General features: G+C 72.8%; 14 protein-coding genes. 5 read left to right on the plus strand and 9 right to left on the minus strand.

Going from position 1 to position 14,848, the window contains the following annotated elements; all coding sequences use genetic code 11:
- The 3 genes from ACXJMZ_RS33400 to ACXJMZ_RS33410 form a co-directional block, all read right to left on the minus strand.
- A partial coding sequence (locus ACXJMZ_RS33400; RefSeq protein ID WP_457033766.1) for a biotin/lipoyl-containing protein occupies window positions 1-317 on the minus strand: 317 nt, incomplete at its 3' end.
- Between the two features lie 65 nt (window positions 318-382).
- Window positions 383-1,771, minus strand: coding sequence for a dihydrolipoyl dehydrogenase (gene lpdA, locus ACXJMZ_RS33405; protein ID WP_057232975.1), 1,389 nt, complete (start codon window positions 1,769-1,771; stop codon window positions 383-385).
- 326 nt (window positions 1,772-2,097) lie between these two features.
- Complete coding sequence (locus ACXJMZ_RS33410) at window positions 2,098-3,600, minus strand: leucyl aminopeptidase (protein WP_457033767.1); 1,503 nt, start codon at window positions 3,598-3,600, stop codon at window positions 2,098-2,100.
- Between the two features lie 266 nt (window positions 3,601-3,866).
- Between ACXJMZ_RS33410 and ACXJMZ_RS33415 the strand changes: the two genes are divergently transcribed.
- From ACXJMZ_RS33415 to ACXJMZ_RS33430, 4 genes are read left to right on the plus strand one after another with little or no spacing between them, the layout of a single operon-like run.
- The gene (locus ACXJMZ_RS33415; protein ID WP_457033768.1) at window positions 3,867-4,256 is read left to right on the plus strand and encodes an SseB family protein; all 390 of its coding nucleotides are present in this window, start codon (window positions 3,867-3,869) and stop codon (window positions 4,254-4,256) included.
- Window positions 4,253-4,867 carry a hypothetical protein gene (locus tag ACXJMZ_RS33420; protein ID WP_457033769.1) on the plus strand — a complete coding sequence of 205 codons (615 nt, stop codon included), beginning with the start codon at window positions 4,253-4,255 and terminating at the stop codon, window positions 4,865-4,867. Before ACXJMZ_RS33415 ends, ACXJMZ_RS33420 begins: the two co-directional genes overlap by 4 nt.
- On the plus strand, window positions 4,864-6,558 hold the full coding sequence (locus ACXJMZ_RS33425) for a putative T7SS-secreted protein (protein ID WP_457033770.1): 1,695 nt from the start codon (window positions 4,864-4,866) through the stop codon (window positions 6,556-6,558). The genes ACXJMZ_RS33420 and ACXJMZ_RS33425 overlap by 4 nt, the downstream gene beginning before the upstream one ends.
- Before the next feature lie 19 nt (window positions 6,559-6,577).
- Window positions 6,578-9,397, plus strand: coding sequence for a hypothetical protein (locus ACXJMZ_RS33430; RefSeq protein WP_457033771.1), 2,820 nt, complete (start codon window positions 6,578-6,580; stop codon window positions 9,395-9,397).
- A gap of 7 nt (window positions 9,398-9,404) precedes the next feature.
- Here the strand turns inward: ACXJMZ_RS33430 and ACXJMZ_RS33435 are convergent, their stop codons facing one another.
- Genes ACXJMZ_RS33435 through cobU form a run of 4 tightly spaced genes read right to left on the minus strand, consistent with a single transcriptional unit; the run spans window position 9,405 to window position 12,853 of the window.
- The gene (locus ACXJMZ_RS33435) at window positions 9,405-10,397 is read right to left on the minus strand and encodes an ADP-ribosylglycohydrolase family protein (protein WP_457033772.1); all 993 of its coding nucleotides are present in this window, start codon (window positions 10,395-10,397) and stop codon (window positions 9,405-9,407) included.
- 14 nt (window positions 10,398-10,411) lie between these two features.
- Window positions 10,412-11,152 carry an adenosylcobinamide-GDP ribazoletransferase gene (locus tag ACXJMZ_RS33440; RefSeq protein WP_457033773.1) on the minus strand — a complete coding sequence of 247 codons (741 nt, stop codon included), beginning with the start codon at window positions 11,150-11,152 and terminating at the stop codon, window positions 10,412-10,414.
- A gap of 4 nt (window positions 11,153-11,156) precedes the next feature.
- On the minus strand, window positions 11,157-12,281 hold the full coding sequence (gene cobT, locus ACXJMZ_RS33445) for a nicotinate-nucleotide--dimethylbenzimidazole phosphoribosyltransferase (protein WP_457033774.1): 1,125 nt from the start codon (window positions 12,279-12,281) through the stop codon (window positions 11,157-11,159).
- A gap of 11 nt (window positions 12,282-12,292) precedes the next feature.
- Window positions 12,293-12,853 carry a bifunctional adenosylcobinamide kinase/adenosylcobinamide-phosphate guanylyltransferase gene (gene cobU, locus ACXJMZ_RS33450; protein ID WP_457033775.1) on the minus strand — a complete coding sequence of 187 codons (561 nt, stop codon included), beginning with the start codon at window positions 12,851-12,853 and terminating at the stop codon, window positions 12,293-12,295.
- Between the two features lie 87 nt (window positions 12,854-12,940).
- On the opposite strand from cobU, the gene ACXJMZ_RS33455 reads away from it, so the two are divergent.
- Window positions 12,941-13,141 (plus strand): hypothetical protein, encoded by a 201-nt coding sequence (locus tag ACXJMZ_RS33455; protein WP_457033776.1) that lies wholly within the window; start codon window positions 12,941-12,943, stop codon window positions 13,139-13,141.
- Between the two features lie 7 nt (window positions 13,142-13,148).
- Here the strand turns inward: ACXJMZ_RS33455 and ACXJMZ_RS33460 are convergent, their stop codons facing one another.
- The gene (locus tag ACXJMZ_RS33460; protein WP_457033777.1) at window positions 13,149-13,937 is read right to left on the minus strand and encodes a class I SAM-dependent methyltransferase; all 789 of its coding nucleotides are present in this window, start codon (window positions 13,935-13,937) and stop codon (window positions 13,149-13,151) included.
- A 92-nt stretch (window positions 13,938-14,029) separates the two neighbouring features.
- On the minus strand, window positions 14,030-14,623 hold the full coding sequence (locus ACXJMZ_RS33465; RefSeq protein WP_457033778.1) for a DUF3043 domain-containing protein: 594 nt from the start codon (window positions 14,621-14,623) through the stop codon (window positions 14,030-14,032).
- Window positions 14,624-14,848: the final 225 nt, after the last annotated feature.

Genomic DNA, 14,848 nt, shown 5'->3' on the forward strand with positions numbered 1-14,848 from the left:
GCGGGCGCCTCGGCGACCGGGGCGGGGGCGGCCGGAGCTGCCTCCGCGACCGGGGCGGCGGCGGCGACCGGCGCACCGGAGCCGTCGTCGATGATGGCCAGCTCGGCGCCGACGGCGACCGTCTCGTCCTCGCCGACCTTGATCGAGGCCAGGATGCCCGAGGCGGGAGCCGGGATCTCGGTGTCGACCTTGTCGGTCGAGACCTCGAGCAGCGGCTCGTCGACCTCGACCCGGTCACCCTCGGCCTTCAGCCAGCGGGTGACGGTGCCTTCGGAAACGCTCTCGCCCAGTGCGGGCAGTGTTACTGAGACCGCCATGGTTTCAGCGACTCCTATCAAGTCTTGCGTACAGGAATGGGTGGACTGCCGGGGATGAGCGCGGATCAGTCGTGCGCGTGCAGCGCCTTGCCGGCCAGCGCCAGGTGCGCCTCGCCGAGCGCCTCGGACTGCGACGGGTGCGCGTGGATGAGCTGCGCGACCTCGGAGGGCAGCGCCTCCCAGTTGTAGATCAGCTGGGCTTCGCCGACCTGCTCACCCATGCGGGCGCCGACCATGTGGACACCCACCACGGCGCCGTCCTTGACCTGGACGAGCTTGATCTCGCCGGCGGTCTTGAGGATCTTGCTCTTGCCGTTGCCGGCCAGGTTGTACTTGAGCGTGACGACCTTGTCCTTGCCGTACAGCTCGACGGCCTTGGCCTCGGTGATGCCGACGGAGGCCACCTCCGGGTTGCAGTAGGTCACCCGCGGCACGCCGTCGTAGTCGATCGGCACGGCCTTGAGGCCGGCCAGCCGCTCGGCGACCAGGATGCCCTCGGCGAAGCCGACGTGGGCCAGCTGCAGGGTCGGGACCAGGTCACCGACGGCCGAGATGCTCGGCACGTTGGTGCGCATGTACTCGTCGACCAGGACGTAGCCGCGGTCCATCGCGACCCCGGCCTCCTCGTAGCCGAGACCGGCCGAGACCGGGCCGCGGCCGATGGCGACCAGCAGCAGGTCGGCGTCGATCTGCTTGCCGTTCTCGGTGGAGACCCGCACACCGTCCTGGGTGTACTCGACACCGGAGAAGCGGGCCTTCAGCTCGAACTTGATGCCACGCTTGCGGAAGGCGCGCTCCAGCAGCTTGGAGGAGTTCTCGTCCTCCAGCGGGGCCAGGTGCGGCAGGGCCTCGACGATGGTGACGTCGACGCCGAAGGACTTCCAGACCGAGGCGAACTCGACACCGATCACGCCGCCGCCGAGGATGACGGCCGACTTCGGGATCCGGTCGAGCTTGAGCGCGTGATCCGAGGAGATCACGCGGTCGCCGTCGATGTTCAGGCCGGGGATCGACTTCGGCACCGAGCCGGTGGCGAGGACGATGTGACGGCCCTCGACCCGCTGGCCGTTGACGTCCACCGAGGTCTGCGAGGAGAGCCGGCCCTCGCCCTGGATGAAGGTGACCTTGCGGGAGGCCACCAGGCCCTGCAGGCCCTTGTACAGGCCGGCGATCACGTCGTCCTTGTACTTGTGGACGCCGTTGATGTCGATGCCCTGGAACGTGGCCAGGACGCCGAACTCGGCGGCTTCCTTGGTCTCGTCGGCGATCTCGGCCGCGTGCAGCAGGGCCTTGGTCGGGATGCAGCCGCGGTGCAGGCAGGTGCCGCCCAGCTCACCCTTCTCGATCAGTGCGACGCTCAGCCCGAGCTGCGCTGCACGGAGCGCCGCGGCGTAACCGCCGCTTCCGCCTCCGAGAATGACTACGTCGAAAACGGTGCTGGCGTCGTTCGCCACGTCACGTCCTCCATGCAAAGGGGTGCGGTTCGCCGGGCCGGTCGCGGTCCGGTAGGGCTAGGGCGCCCTTGTAAGGCGCCCAGTCGTCCGGGAGTACATCCTCGCACTTGTTCGCGGCGGCTGGTGGCCGGGGCTGCCCCGGCCACCTCGGCCGGTTGCCAGGAGGGCTGCCGGATGTCCCGTACGTCAGGGTATATCCGCAGCTCACAGCGGTGCGACCAGTCGGGAGAGGGCGGGCCGGGCCGGTCGGCGGGCCGGGCTGTTCCACCGTACGGAACAAAGTTTCGCCCGCGGCGAACACGCGTTGTCAGAAACGGTCAGATCCACTACTGGCGGGTAACCGCAAAAAGCGGGGCCCGGCGCCACCCGATCAGGGTGCGGATGGCGCTGCCGGTGCCGCCACGGGGGGTGTAGCCGAACGGCCCGCCCTCGTGGAAGGCCGGGCCCGCGATGTCGAGGTGCGCCCAGTCGATGCCCTCGGCGACGAACTCCTTCAGGAACAGACCGGCGACCAGGCCGCCACCCATCCGCTCACCCATGTTGGCGAGGTCGGCGATGGTGGTCTCGGTCATGCCCTTGCGCAGCTCGGCCGGCAGCGGCATCGGCCAGGACTGCTCGCCGGCCGCCTCGGCGGTGGCGTGCAAGCGGTCGCGCAGCTCGTCGGAGTTGGCCATCACGCCGAAGGTGCGGTTGCCCAGGGCCAGCACCATCGCGCCGGTCAGGGTGGCGACGTCGACGATCACGTCGGGCTGCTCCTCGCCGGCCCGGACGATCGCGTCGGCCAGCACCAGGCGGCCCTCGGCGTCGGTGTTCAGCACCTCGACGGTCTTGCCGCCGTACATCCGGAGCACGTCACCCGGGCGGGTGGCGGTGCCGGACGGCATGTTCTCGGCCAGCGCGAGCCAGGCGGTGATGTTGACCTGCAGGCCGAGGCGCTTGGCCGCGACCACGGTGGCGAACACGGCGGCGGCGCCGGCCATGTCGCACTTCATGGTCTCGTTGTGCCCGGCCGGCTTCAGCGAGATGCCGCCGGAGTCGTAGGTGATGCCCTTGCCGACCAGGGCGACGGTGGCCTTGGCCTTCGGGTGGGTGTACGCCACCTTCACCAGCCGCGGCGGGTTGGCCGAGCCGGTGCCGACGCCGAGCAGGCCGCCGAAGCCGCCCTTGGCGAGCGCCTTCTCGTCCAGCACCTCGACCTTGAGGTTGTGCTCCTTGCCGGCCGCCAGGGCGATCGCGGCGAAGGACTTCGGGTTGAGGTCGTTCGGCGCGGTGTTGACCAGGTCGCGGGCGCGGTTGATCTCCTCGCCGACGGCGGCGGCGCGCTCGACGGCGGCCTTGGCGTCCTTGCTGCCCTTGCGCTCGGTCAGCACGATCAGCTCGCCCACCGGGGCCTTGCCGTCACCGTTGCGGTAGGCGCTGTAGGAGTACGAGCCGAGCAGTGCGCCGAGCGCGACCGCCTCGATCTCCTCGGCGGAGCCGGCGGGCAGCGCCAGCGCGGCCTTCTTGGTCCCCGCGAGGGTACGGGCGGCCACGCCGGCCGCCTTGCGCAGGGTCTCCAGCGAGTGGCCCTGCTCGGCCTCGCCGAGGCCGACCGCGAGCACGAGCGGAGCCTTGACACCTGCGGGAGCGGGAAGCTTGACCGCCTCGCCCTCGGCACCCGTCGCGCCCAGGGTGGCGAGCAGCTCGGCCAGCTTGCCGTCGAACGCCTCGGCCACGGCCTCCGAGCCGGACGCGAGCAGCAGACCCTTCGGGCCCTTGGCCACGCCGATCACCAGGGCGTCCGCGCGCAGCGAGGCGGCGGAGGAGGTGCTCACAGACAGTGCAGTCACAAAACGATCCTGTTCTTTCGCGGTCCAAGCCAGGTGCGGCGCCGGTGCCGCACCGGCATCGACCCCGGGCATGCTCCGCTGGAACAGGGCGCAGGGTCACGGTGCTCACCGCATGGTAGTCCGCATGCTGGGATAAAGGCGCCGGACCCTACCCCCTGGATCAGGTCACAGTCGGTGCGGCACCGCCGCCCGGTCCGCCCGTCGGAATCCGACGACGGGTCAGATGGTCGGTGGACTATCCTTCTCCGCCGGGGAGAGGGGGGCCGATGTCCAACGCTGGACTGAGACACCAACTGCGCATGCAGTACGCCGGGGTGGGGGACACGGTCACACTGCTGGCCGAGTTCCGGGCCGGCCTGGTGCTGGTGCCGCAGACCGGCCCTGGCGGTCCGGTGTGGACCGGGGACCAGGGCGGCGTGCGCTGGATCTACGCCTTCACCGACGAGGCCGAACTGGTGTCCTTCGCCACTGCCCGGGCCCACCAGGGCGGCGTACTGGACTATCTGACGGTCTACGGATCGCGCCTGCTGGACGTCGGGGTGCCCGCGGTCGGGGCGCCAGCCGGGGTGGCACTGGACGTGGCGGGGAGCATGCCGATGCTCTTTCCGCCGGTCCGGGGCATCGTGCCGGACGCGGCGGCGGTGGACGGCCGGTGACCCAGTACGAGGTGGATCCGCAGGCGCTCAGGCTGGCCGCGGACGGGATCGACCACGCCATCGAGGAGGCCGCGCTGGTGGGCCGGGGTTTCGGCGACCTCAGCCTGACCGGGTTGGAGATCGGCCACCCCGAACTCCAGTCCGTCTTCGAGGAGTTCTGCGACCGCTGGTCCTGGGGAGTCCGGGCGCTGATCCAGGACGGCAACGAGATCGCCCGCCGTCTGCACCTCTCCGCCGGGATCTACCACGAGCAGGAGGAGTACGTCTCCGGCGCGGCCAAGGAGCTCACCAACGCGGCCCTGGGCAACCCGAACCTGACGGGCGATGAGCTGGAGAAGATGTCCTGGGGCCAGGTGCTCTCGGACAACCCGTTCACCCAGGTCCGGGACGCGGACTTCTCGGCCGAGTCGTTCCGACAGGCCCAACTGCACTCGGCCTCGACCATGGAGGCCACCAAGGCGGATCTGCTCGAGAACCGCTTCCTGACCGGGCACGCAGCCGCCCTCGGCCTCGGTGACGAGCTCGCCGAGGAGAGCGCCGAGGCCAAGAGCAGAGCCGAACAACTCGGGCAGCAGGCCGAGCAGTCGAAGTCGAGCGGTGGCCGCGGATGAGCAACCTGTTCGAGCGGGTCATCGACGGCGGTAAGCGAGCCGTCGGCGAGACCGTCAACACCGGCGCCCACCTGGTCGGCGACGGTCTCGACCTGGTCGGCCTGGACAGCGCGGCGCACGCCGTCGACAAGTGGGGCGACGGCGTCGCCGACAGTCTGGGCGCGCTGGTCGGCGAACTGAACCTCGGTCAGACCGACGACCCCAGGGAGCTGGTGCACGGCAACGTCGGCGCGATCGGCGAGGCGGCCAAGCACCTCCACAAGTTCCGGACGGCGTTCGACGAGACCGGCTCCGGCCTGACCCGGCTGGACGCCGACCACTGGAAGGGGCAGGCCGGGGACGCGTTCCGGGCCAAGTTCGGCCCGCAGCCCGGGTTCTGGCTGCTGGCCGCGGACGCCTGCGGCGCTGCGGCCACAGCGCTCGACAGCTACGCGCAGACCGTCGAGTGGGCCCAGCAGCAGGCCCGGCAGGCGATCGACACCTACGAGGCGGCGCGGAAGGCCTCCCAGGAGGCCCGGGACGCGTTCAACCACCAGATCGACCAGTACAACGACGCGGTCAAGCACTACAACAACGCCGCCGCCACCGGCTCCGCGCCGCGCGAGCCGAGCTTCCTGGACCAGGTTGCCGCAGCCCACACCGACCTGACCCAGGGCGTCGCGGTCGGCGGGCTCCACCTGCTGGGCGGGGTGGCCAAGGCCGGCGCCGACACGGTCAAGTTCGCGCGCGGCCTCAATCCGATGAACCCGTACAACCTGACCCACCCCGCGCAGTACCAGGACCACGTCTTCAGCACCGCCATGGGTCTGACCCGCACGGCCAACCACCCGACCGAACTGGTCAAGTCCCTTGCGGGCTCCGGCTGGAGCTCCGACCCGGTGGAGGCCCTCGGCCGGGTGATCTTCGATACCGCGTCCGGTGTTGCCACCGGTGGCGGCAGCACGGCAGGCGKGGCCGCCAAGCGGGCGGCCGTGAACGCCCTGGAGCACTCCGCCGAACGCACCGTGCTGGGCGGTGCGGACGATTTCGCCCGACGCGCGGCCGGCAATGCCGCCCGGCACCCCGACATCCCGCTGCCCGCCCAGGCGAGCCCGCCGGTCCGGCTGGAGGGCTTCCCCGACGCTGCGTACCAGCACGCGCCCGAACCCGCCCCCGCGCACGTCCCGGAACCGTCCGTACCGGAGAGCCCGCACATCCCCGAGCCCGAGGCTCCCGCTCATACCCCTGAGCCTGAGGCTCCCGCGCACGAGCCGGAGCCCGCGAAGCCCCCCGAGAGCGATGTCGAGCGTGCGATCAGGGGCCAACAGGAGCAGACGGCAATCCGGGATGCCGAGCGCGCGCAGGCCCAGACCGCCAAGGTCTTCGACGACGCCGGAGCCCAGGCGTACGCCGGCTGGACCTGGAACAGGACCGCCGAAGGACTTCCCGAGATCGAGAAGACCGCGCTGGACAACTACACGCGCGGTCAGGGGAACCGCGGCCAGGGGGCCACGTACGACGAGATCAACGGCGGGCTCCGCAACCTGGACGGGCGGAAGGTCCCAGCCGGGACACCCGCGATGTGGATGGAGCGGGCCGGGTCGGTCGCCAGCACCGAGCGGGAACTGCTCCTCGGCCGCAACCTCCAGTGGCGTGCCGTCGAGGTACTGCCGGAGGGCAACAGAATCCACATCTTCGCGGAGATCCTGTGATGACGGAAAAGGGTGACCAGTGAGCGGCAGGGACCTGACCTACGAGCGTCTGAGCCAGGACCTCGAGTTCAAGCCGGTCGGCGACGGGCCGCCCCGCTACGCCTACACCACCGACAAGCCTGTCGAGTACCTGGCGGCGCGCAACAAGTACGGCGAGCTGGCGGGCTACCTGTGGATCTGCGACGAGGACGGCGCCGCCGGCTTCGAGCGGCATCTCGCGGCCGAGAACCGCGGCGGCTCCATGTTCTGGTACGGCAAGCTGAACGAGGCCAGGGCCCGGGAGATCCTCCCGTCGGAGGCCCTTCAGGAGTTGCTCGCCGAACCGGGCGACATCCTGTCCGGGCGACTCGTCCCCGAGAGCAGGGCGGTCACCCGGCTTGCGGAGTTGAGGAGACTCGCCGCCGAGGGACAGCAGAAGCCGCACAAGCCGCTCGGCTGGCTCCCCGATCCCGCGCTCGCAAGGGACCGGGCGGCCAACGCCCGGGGCGTCGGAGGCTGGGTGTACCGGGTGGACGAGGGCCGCGACCCGGCCGGCCGCATCCCCCCGCACGCCGTCATGGGCGGCTGGCAGGTCTCCCGTTGGGGCCACGTGGAGGGCTTCTGGCACAACCCCGTGTACGGTGCGGCTCCGGCAGTCGACGCCCCGTCAGGCGAGGCCGCCCCCGTCCCGCCGCTGCGGGCCGGCCGCCGACCGGCCGGGCAGGCGCTCCTCGACTGGCTGGAGGATGCGCGCGCGCCCCGTTTCTGTCGGATCGCCGGTTCCTCCGGCAGCGGGCGTACCCATCTGCTCTCCTGGCTCGCTGCTGCCTGCCCGCCGGACAACCCCCGGACCGGCCGACGGGTCCACGCGGTGCTCTCCGCCGAGGGGCTGACGGTCCGTAGCGCGACCTGGCTGCTGGCCGAACAGCTCGGCACGGTCGCCCGTACCCCGGACGATCTGATGGAGGCTCTGCAGGACGGAGTTCCGCGCACCCTGGTCGTCACCGACCTGGACCGGGCAGGCAGCGACCTGCTGCCCGACATGCCCGAACGGATCGTCACCGAGTTGCTCACCCGGCTGCTCCAAGTCCCGTGGCTGCGGGTACTGGTGGAGTCCGCCTCCGGCACGGCCGCTGCCGCCGCGCTGAGCGCCGTCGCCCCGGCCGGGGCCGTCCTGGACCTGGACGACCCGCGCTGGACGGACCGCGAGCGCTTCACCGCCTGGTGCGCCGGCCTGGCCGGCTACCCGGTGGCCGCCGACCAGGTCCACCCCAGCCCCGGATTGGCCCAGCTCGCCTCCCGTACCCCACCCGGCACCCCGCTCGACCCGGCGMCCCCGCCCGCCGAGCGGGCCGCCGCGCTGGCCGAGGACTGGTGGGCAGTGCTGCCGGAGGAGCTCCGGCGCGCGGTCGGCGCCCTGGCCGCCGCGGGGCAGCCGGTCACCGACGAGGAGTGGGCCGTGCTCCCGGGCTCCGGCGGCGCCGAGACCGTCCGCCTGGCCTCCGCGTACCTGCCCCCGGCCGACGGCCGGTACCGGCGACTCCAGCCGGACCAGCTCGCGCACCGGGTATTGGCAGGCTGTCCACCGGTCGACCACGCGGCCCTGCTGCAGGGCATCGCGGGGGCCATACCCCGGGGTGCCGACGGCCGTCCGCTGCTGTCGGGCACCGACCCGCACCGGCTGGGGCTGCTGCTGCGGCACGCGGTCCACACGGGAGTTGCCGGCCACCTGCTCGCCGACCCCGAATTCCTGATCCACGCCGACCCGGCCGCGATCACCGCCGCCTTCGACCACGCCAGGCCCGCCCCGCCCTTCGTAGACCCGCTCGCCGATGAACCGGAAGAACCCGAGAGCCCGCCGGACCCGGTAGCCGAAGGCCTGAACATCGCGCTCGCCGAGGCCTGGGACCTCGCCGGTCCGGTACGCCCCGCCGCCTCCACCCCGGCCGACCGGGCGGCCGGCCTGCACGCCTGGCTGCCCGGCCGCGACCAGCAGGCCGCCGACCGCTGCGCGGCGGTCTCCGGGCAACGCTGGCACGCCGTCTGGTCAGGGCCGTTCGAGGGGAGGCTGGGTGCCCAGGCCGCGCGGGGCGAGGCCCTGGTGCGGCGGATCGCCCCAGGGCGCGGCCCGCATGCGACGTACCTGTTGGCGGCGGTCAGCGGGATCCTTCGTTTCCTCGACCCCGCAACCGGGCTGGATGTCGAGGACGTCGACCCGAGCCGGATGCTCGACAGCGACCTCTCCGCCATGGTCTGCGGGGACGAGGGCTCGCAGTTCTTCCTGCGCGGGGACGGCACCGTCACCACCTACCCGTATCCCGAGAAGAAGGGAGGCCGGCCGACGCCGGCTGTGGAGTGGGCCACCAAGAACTTCGCCGGCGGGGTCACCGCGCTGGCCACCCTGGCCGGTGCCGACGGCCCGCTGCTCGCCGTCGGTGACGGCGGTGGTGGGATCGGCCTGATCCGAACGGCCACCGGGGAGAAGACGGCACCCGACCAGTCGGCCCATCAGGGGAGGGTCACCGCCGTCGACCTCACCGAGGTGGACGGCGGCGTCCTGCTGGTCAGCGGCGGCACCGACGGCACGGTGCGGACCTGGATGAACGGGCGGGCCGTGACCCCGGAGCCGATCGACGCCCGCGAGTGCCCGGTCACCGCCGTGGCGATCCAGGACACCGCCGAGGGGATGGTGCTCGCGGCCGCCTGGTCCGACGGTCTGGTCCGCCTGCGCCGCTGGGGCACCACCCACACCGTGCTCGACCTGCGGCTCGGCCTGGCCGCCCGCTCTCTGGTCCTCACCTCGGACAGTCGGGTGTTCCTCGCCCTCCCGGAGGGAATCCTCGCCCTGACCCTCACCTGAAGAGCCGTCAGCCGCCGAAGCTCGCTGCCAGCTCGGCGATCACCGCCCGGCCCTCCAACTGCGCCAGCCACTCCGGAGGTAGGGCCCCGGCGCCGTGGCGGGCGCCGAGCAGGTTGCCGCAGATCGCGCCGGTGGAGTCGCTGTCACCGGAGTGGTTGACGGCGAGCAGCAGCGCGGGACCGACCGTGGCCGGGGTGGGGGCGGACAGGGCGGCGTAGACCGCGATGGCCAGGGCCTCCTCGGCGACCCAGCCGGCGCCGAGGTCCTCCAACTGGTCCGAACCGGCCTCGGCCAGCGAGAGGGCGCGTTCCAGTGCAGTGCTGGTCTCCTGGTGCCGGGGGTATCCGGCGAGCAGGTCCAGGGCGTACCGGACCGCGCCCTCGAGAGGCTGACCGGTCATCAGTTCGCCGATGACGGCCGCGAAGGCACCGGCGGCATAGGCGGCCGTCGGGTGGCCGTGGGTGATCAGGGCGCAGCGCGCGGCGAGTTCGAAGGAGCCGGGGACGAACCCGAACGGGGCGGAGCGCATCACCGTGCCGCACCCCTTCGAATCCGGGTTCACCGGGCCGGGAGTGCCGTCGAGCGGGCGGCGCGGGTCGGGGACGTACTGCTGCTGGAGCCCGAGGATGCAGGCCCGGCCGGGGCCTCGCCGCGCATACAGCCAGCGCTCCTCGCGCAACCGGCCGGTCCGGTGCGGGGCGTCGGCCGCCGGGGGCGGTGCCGGGTGCTCCTGGGTGTCCAGCCAGCGCAGGTACGCCTGCTGCACCTGTGGGACGGACGCGCCCCGCAGCAGGGCCTCGGCGGTGAAGAGCGTCATCTGCGTGTCGTCGCTGATCCGGCCGACCACCCCCTCGCGGTCGGGTACCGGCTCGGTGATCCCGGCCGGGCCGTGCCGGTCCTGGATCGTGTACAGCGACACGCCCTCGACCGGGAAGCCGAGTGCGTCCCCGAGTGCCCCGCCGAGCAGGCAGCCGTGCACCCGGTCCTGACGGCTCGTCAACGGATTCCCCCCGTTCAGTGCAGCGCGAGCGCGAGCAGCGCCCCGGTGGCGGCCGTCTCCGCCGTCGCCCCCAGCACGTCCCCGGTGATCCCGCCGAACCGCCGTACGCAGCGGCGCAGCAGCAGCCACCCGCAACCGAGCCCGACGGCCAGCGCGAGCGGGTACCACGGTGAGAGCAGGCCCAGGCCGACCGCCACCACCGCCGAAACCCCCAGCGCGGCCGGCCAGGGCACCGTGGCGGCGACCATCGCGCCGAGCCCGCCCGGCCGGGCGGCCGGGACCGAACGCAGGCAGCCCCAAGTGAGCGCGCACCGGGCGGTCAGCGCGGCAGTCAGCACGGCGAAGGCGCCCCGCCAGAGCGACACCCCGAACTCCCCGGCCAGCGCGGCGATCTGAGCCAGCAGCACCAGCAGCAGCGTCAGCACCCCGAACGGGCCGATGTCCGACTGCTTCATGATCCGCAGCGCGTCCTCGGCCGGTTTCCCGCTGCCGAGCCCGTCCGCGACGTCCGCCAGGCCGTCCAGGTGCAGCCCCCGGGTCAGCCCGGCCAGCACCGCCACCGCCGCCACCGCGCCGAGCAACGGCCCGCCGCGCCAGGCCAGCAGGGCACCCGCGCCGGCCGCGACCGCGCCGAGCACCAGCCCGACCACCGGGGCGGCCAGCATCGCCCGCCCACCGGTCTCCCGGTCCCAACGGTCGACCCGGACCCGCAGTACCGAGAGGGTGCCGAAGGCGAACCGCAGCCCGTCGAGCAAAAGATCAGCCCCGGTTGAGCAGTTCGGCAGCGGTCGGCAGCCGGGGCGGCTCGACCGGGCCGCGCTCGGCCGCGGTCATCGCCGGTACGTCCGACGGCTCGGCCAGGGTGTCGGCGGCGGCCTGCAGCAGCGGCAGTGCGAGCAGGGCGCCGACGCCCTCGCCCATCGAGACGTTCAGGCCCTGAAGGGGCGTCAGGGTCAGCCGGTCGTACGCCTTCGCCTGGGCGGGCTCGCCGGTGGACTGCCCGGCCCGCCACCACTCGGGGGCGCGGAAGGCGATCCGCTGGGCGACCAGCGCGCAGGCGGCCGAGACGACGCCGTCCAGCACCACCGGCAGTTTGCGGGCGGCGGACTGGAGCAGGAAGCCGGTGATGGCGGCGAAGTCCGCGCCGCCGACGGCGGCGAGCAGCGCGAGCTGGTCGCCGAGCACCGGGCGGGCCCGGCGCAGCGAGTCGCGGACGGCCGCGCACTTGACCATCCAGGTGCGGTCGTCGACGCCCGAACCCCGGCCGGTGACGGCCGCCGCGTCGGTCCCGCAGAGTGCGCCGACCAGTACGGCGGCCACGGTGGTGGAGCCGACCCCGAGGTCGCCGAGCACCACCAGGTCGGTCCCGGCGTCGGCCTCCTCGTCGGCGACCGCCATGCCGGCCCGGAACGCCTCGATCGCCTCGGCCTCGGTGAGCGCGTTCTCCTGGTCGATCCGGCCGGAGCCCCGGCGCACCCGGAAGCGGCTGACCTCGGCCGGGAACTCGGCGGGATCGGCGTCCACGCCCACGTCCACCACCCGCAGCCCGGCGCCGTACCGGCGGGCCAGCACGGCCACCGGGGCGGTGCCGTCCAGCACCGCGTGCACCCGGCGGGCGGTGCCGCCGACGGCGGGCAACTGGGAGACGCCGGCCGCGGCGATCCCGTGGTCCGCCGCGAACAGCACCACCTTGGCGGCGGTCAGCGGCCGGACCGGCGAACCGCCCTGCACCGAGGCGAGCCAGCTGCCCAGTTCTTCCAGCTGCCCGAGGCCGCCGCGCGGCTTGTCGAGTTGCTGCCAGCGCTCCTCGCCGGCCCGGCGAGCGCTCTCGTCGGGGCGCTCCACGAGCGAGGAGAAAGTGTCGAGATCCACGGTGGTGTCCATCGTCTGGAAGGCTACACGCCGGTGGGTTTGACGGTCAGTACCTGCCCCGCGACCACCAGCAGGACCTGCTCGGAGGCGTCCGCGACCGCCATGTTCAGCCGCCCCAGGGTGTCCCGGAACCGCCGCCCGGCCGCGGTGGCCGGGACCACGCCCATCCCCACCTCGTTGCTCACCGCGATCACCTGACGGCCGGTCACCCGCCAGGCCGCCGCGAGCGCGTCGCAGCGCCGCTGCACCGCCGCCTCCGCGCCGTCGTACCAGGCCGCGTCGTCCCAGGCCCCGCAGTCGTCCATCACGGCGGTCAGCCAGAGCGCCAGACAGTCGATCAGCACCGGCGCCGGGTCATTCCGGTCCGCCAGCACCGCCTCCAGCTCGCAGGTCTCGGTGGTGCGCCAGGTCACCGGCCGCCGCTCCCGGTGCAGTTCGACCCGCCGGGCCCAGTCCTGGTCGCCGTCCCGGCTGCCGCTGGTGGCCACGTACAGGACGTCCTCGTACGGGGCGAGCAACTGCTCGGCCCGGGTGGACTTGCCCGAGCGGGCGCCGCCGAGGATCAGGGTGCGGGGGAGTGCCATACCGCCCATCCTGCCCGACGAGGTATGGGGAGCCCCGGGGCGGGCACGCTAACCTGCGCAGCAGAACCGAGAAGCGAGGAGCCGGGCATGGTCTGGACGTGGCGGTACGAGAAGGCGGACGGCACTCTCGTCCAGCAGCCCGGCGAGCAGGAGGAGTTCCCCGGGCAGGGGGACGCCGAGTCCTGGATCGGCGAGGAGTGGAAGGACCTGCTGGCCAAGGGCATCGAGCAGGTCGTCCTGCTGGACGACGACAAGGTGATCTACAGCATGAGCCTTCAAGAAGGCTGACCGACCGTTACTTGGCGCCGACCAGGTGCAGCAGGGCCGCGACCTGACGGTACGGATCCTGCTGCCCGGCGCGCTCCTCGGCGTCCAGCAGCTGGGCCAGCTGGCGGCCGTCCACCGGGGCCTGGTGGTCCGGGGTGGTGTCGGTGAAGACCCGCACCCCGTACCAGCAGCGCAGCGGGACGGCGATCTCGGCCAGCGTGGTGGTCAGGTCGGTCAGCCGGTCGGCGCGGGCGGTCAGACCGAGCCGGTTGGTGTACCGGGTGGTCTCGAAGGCGTCCAGGGTGGTGCGCCAGTCGCCGTTCAGCCCGGGGCGCATGGCCAGTGCGTCGGCGTTGCGGACCACCAGCGACAGTATTCCGCCGGGGGCCAGCAGCCGGGCCAGCGAGGCGAGCATCGGGTCCGGGTCGGAGAGGTACATCAGGACGCCGTGGCAGAGCACCACGTCGAAGCTGCGCGGGCCGAACCAGCGGCCGACCTGGTGGCAGTCGCCGCCCAGCAGCTGGACCCGCTCGCGGACCGCCTGCGGCTCGGCGGCCAGCGCGGCCTGCGCGGCACCGAGCGTCACCGGGTCCGGGTCGAGACCGGTCACCAGGTGGCCGGCCCGGGCCAGCCGGAGCGCCTGGGTGCCCTGGCCGCAGCCGACGTCCAGCACCCGCAGCCCGGTCAGCCCGGTCAGCTGCCCGGCGAGCTGACGGGCCACCAGCTCCTGCCGGACCAGCGCGCGCAGCCCGCCCTGCCGCTCCAGCCAGGTGGCCGCGGTCGGCAGCGAACCCCGGGTGGGCAACCGGTCGTGCATCCCGCCGCCCTGTCCGGGCAGCCCATGGCCCCCGGACCAGCCCTCAGCCGTCCAAGGCTGGGCCCAGGACGGCTGCTGCACGGGCTCGGCGGTCAGGGCTTCTCGCCCCGCTTGACCTGCGGCTTCGGCAGCCGCAGCCGGCGCATCTGGAGCGTACGCATCAGGCCGTACGGCACCGCGCCCTTGGCGTTCTGGCCGGGGAAGTTGGTGGCCAGCGCCTTGCGCAGGCCGAAGCCGAGGCGCACGAAGTCGGCGATCACCAGCACGAAGAAGACCACGAAGAGCAGGGTGGAGATCAGCTTCAGCAGGTTCGACGGGACCACGCTGAGGATCAGCACCAGCACCGCGTACGGCAGGAAGAACTCGGCCAGCGACCAGCGCGAGTCGATGTAGTCACGGGCGAAGCGGCGGACCGGGCCCTTGTCGCGGGCCGGGAGGTAGCGCTCGTCGCCCTCCAGCAGCGCGGTGCGCTGCTTCTCCCGCTCGGAGCGCATCCGCTCGCGGGACTGCTTGGCGGCCTCCTTGCGGTCCTTGGGGACCGTCACCCGGGTGCGGCGGTGGGCCTCGGCCTCACTGCGCTTGGGGGTGGGCCGGCCCTTGGGGGCCTGCGGGTCACGGGGCAGGTCGTCCTGCTCGGCCAGCACAGTGGCGGAGGAGGAGGCATCGTCTGAGCGGCGTCGGAACACACCACCAGCGTACGTGGTCGCTCCCGGCAATTCGGAGTGCCATAGGACCCAAACCGATATCGAATGCCCCCGGAGTGTCCCCTAGGCATTGCCAGGGGTCCGGCGGATCATGGTCAGGGGTCGTCTCCATCCAGAGGATGAGGCCGGAGCTTCTCGGCTGTAGCAGGCTTGTTGCAGGCAGGAGCACTGCGGCGGGCAGGCCGCCGCGCATAGACTCGATCCTGT

The organism is Kitasatospora sp. P5_F3, from assembly GCF_054049135.1.

Excerpts from the sequence above, each read along its gene's own strand:
- ACXJMZ_RS33415 (WP_457033768.1), top strand. The coding sequence starts at position 3,867 with ATGTCCAACGCTGGACTGAGACACCAACTGCGCATGCAGTACGCCGGG.
- cobT (WP_457033774.1), bottom strand. The coding sequence starts at position 12,281 with ATGGACACCACCGTGGATCTCGACACTTTCTCCTCGCTCGTGGAGCGC.
- cobU (WP_457033775.1), bottom strand. The coding sequence starts at position 12,853 with ATGGCACTCCCCCGCACCCTGATCCTCGGCGGCGCCCGCTCGGGCAAG.
- ACXJMZ_RS33455 (WP_457033776.1), top strand. The coding sequence starts at position 12,941 with ATGGTCTGGACGTGGCGGTACGAGAAGGCGGACGGCACTCTCGTCCAG.
- ACXJMZ_RS33460 (WP_457033777.1), bottom strand. The coding sequence starts at position 13,937 with ATGCACGACCGGTTGCCCACCCGGGGTTCGCTGCCGACCGCGGCCACC.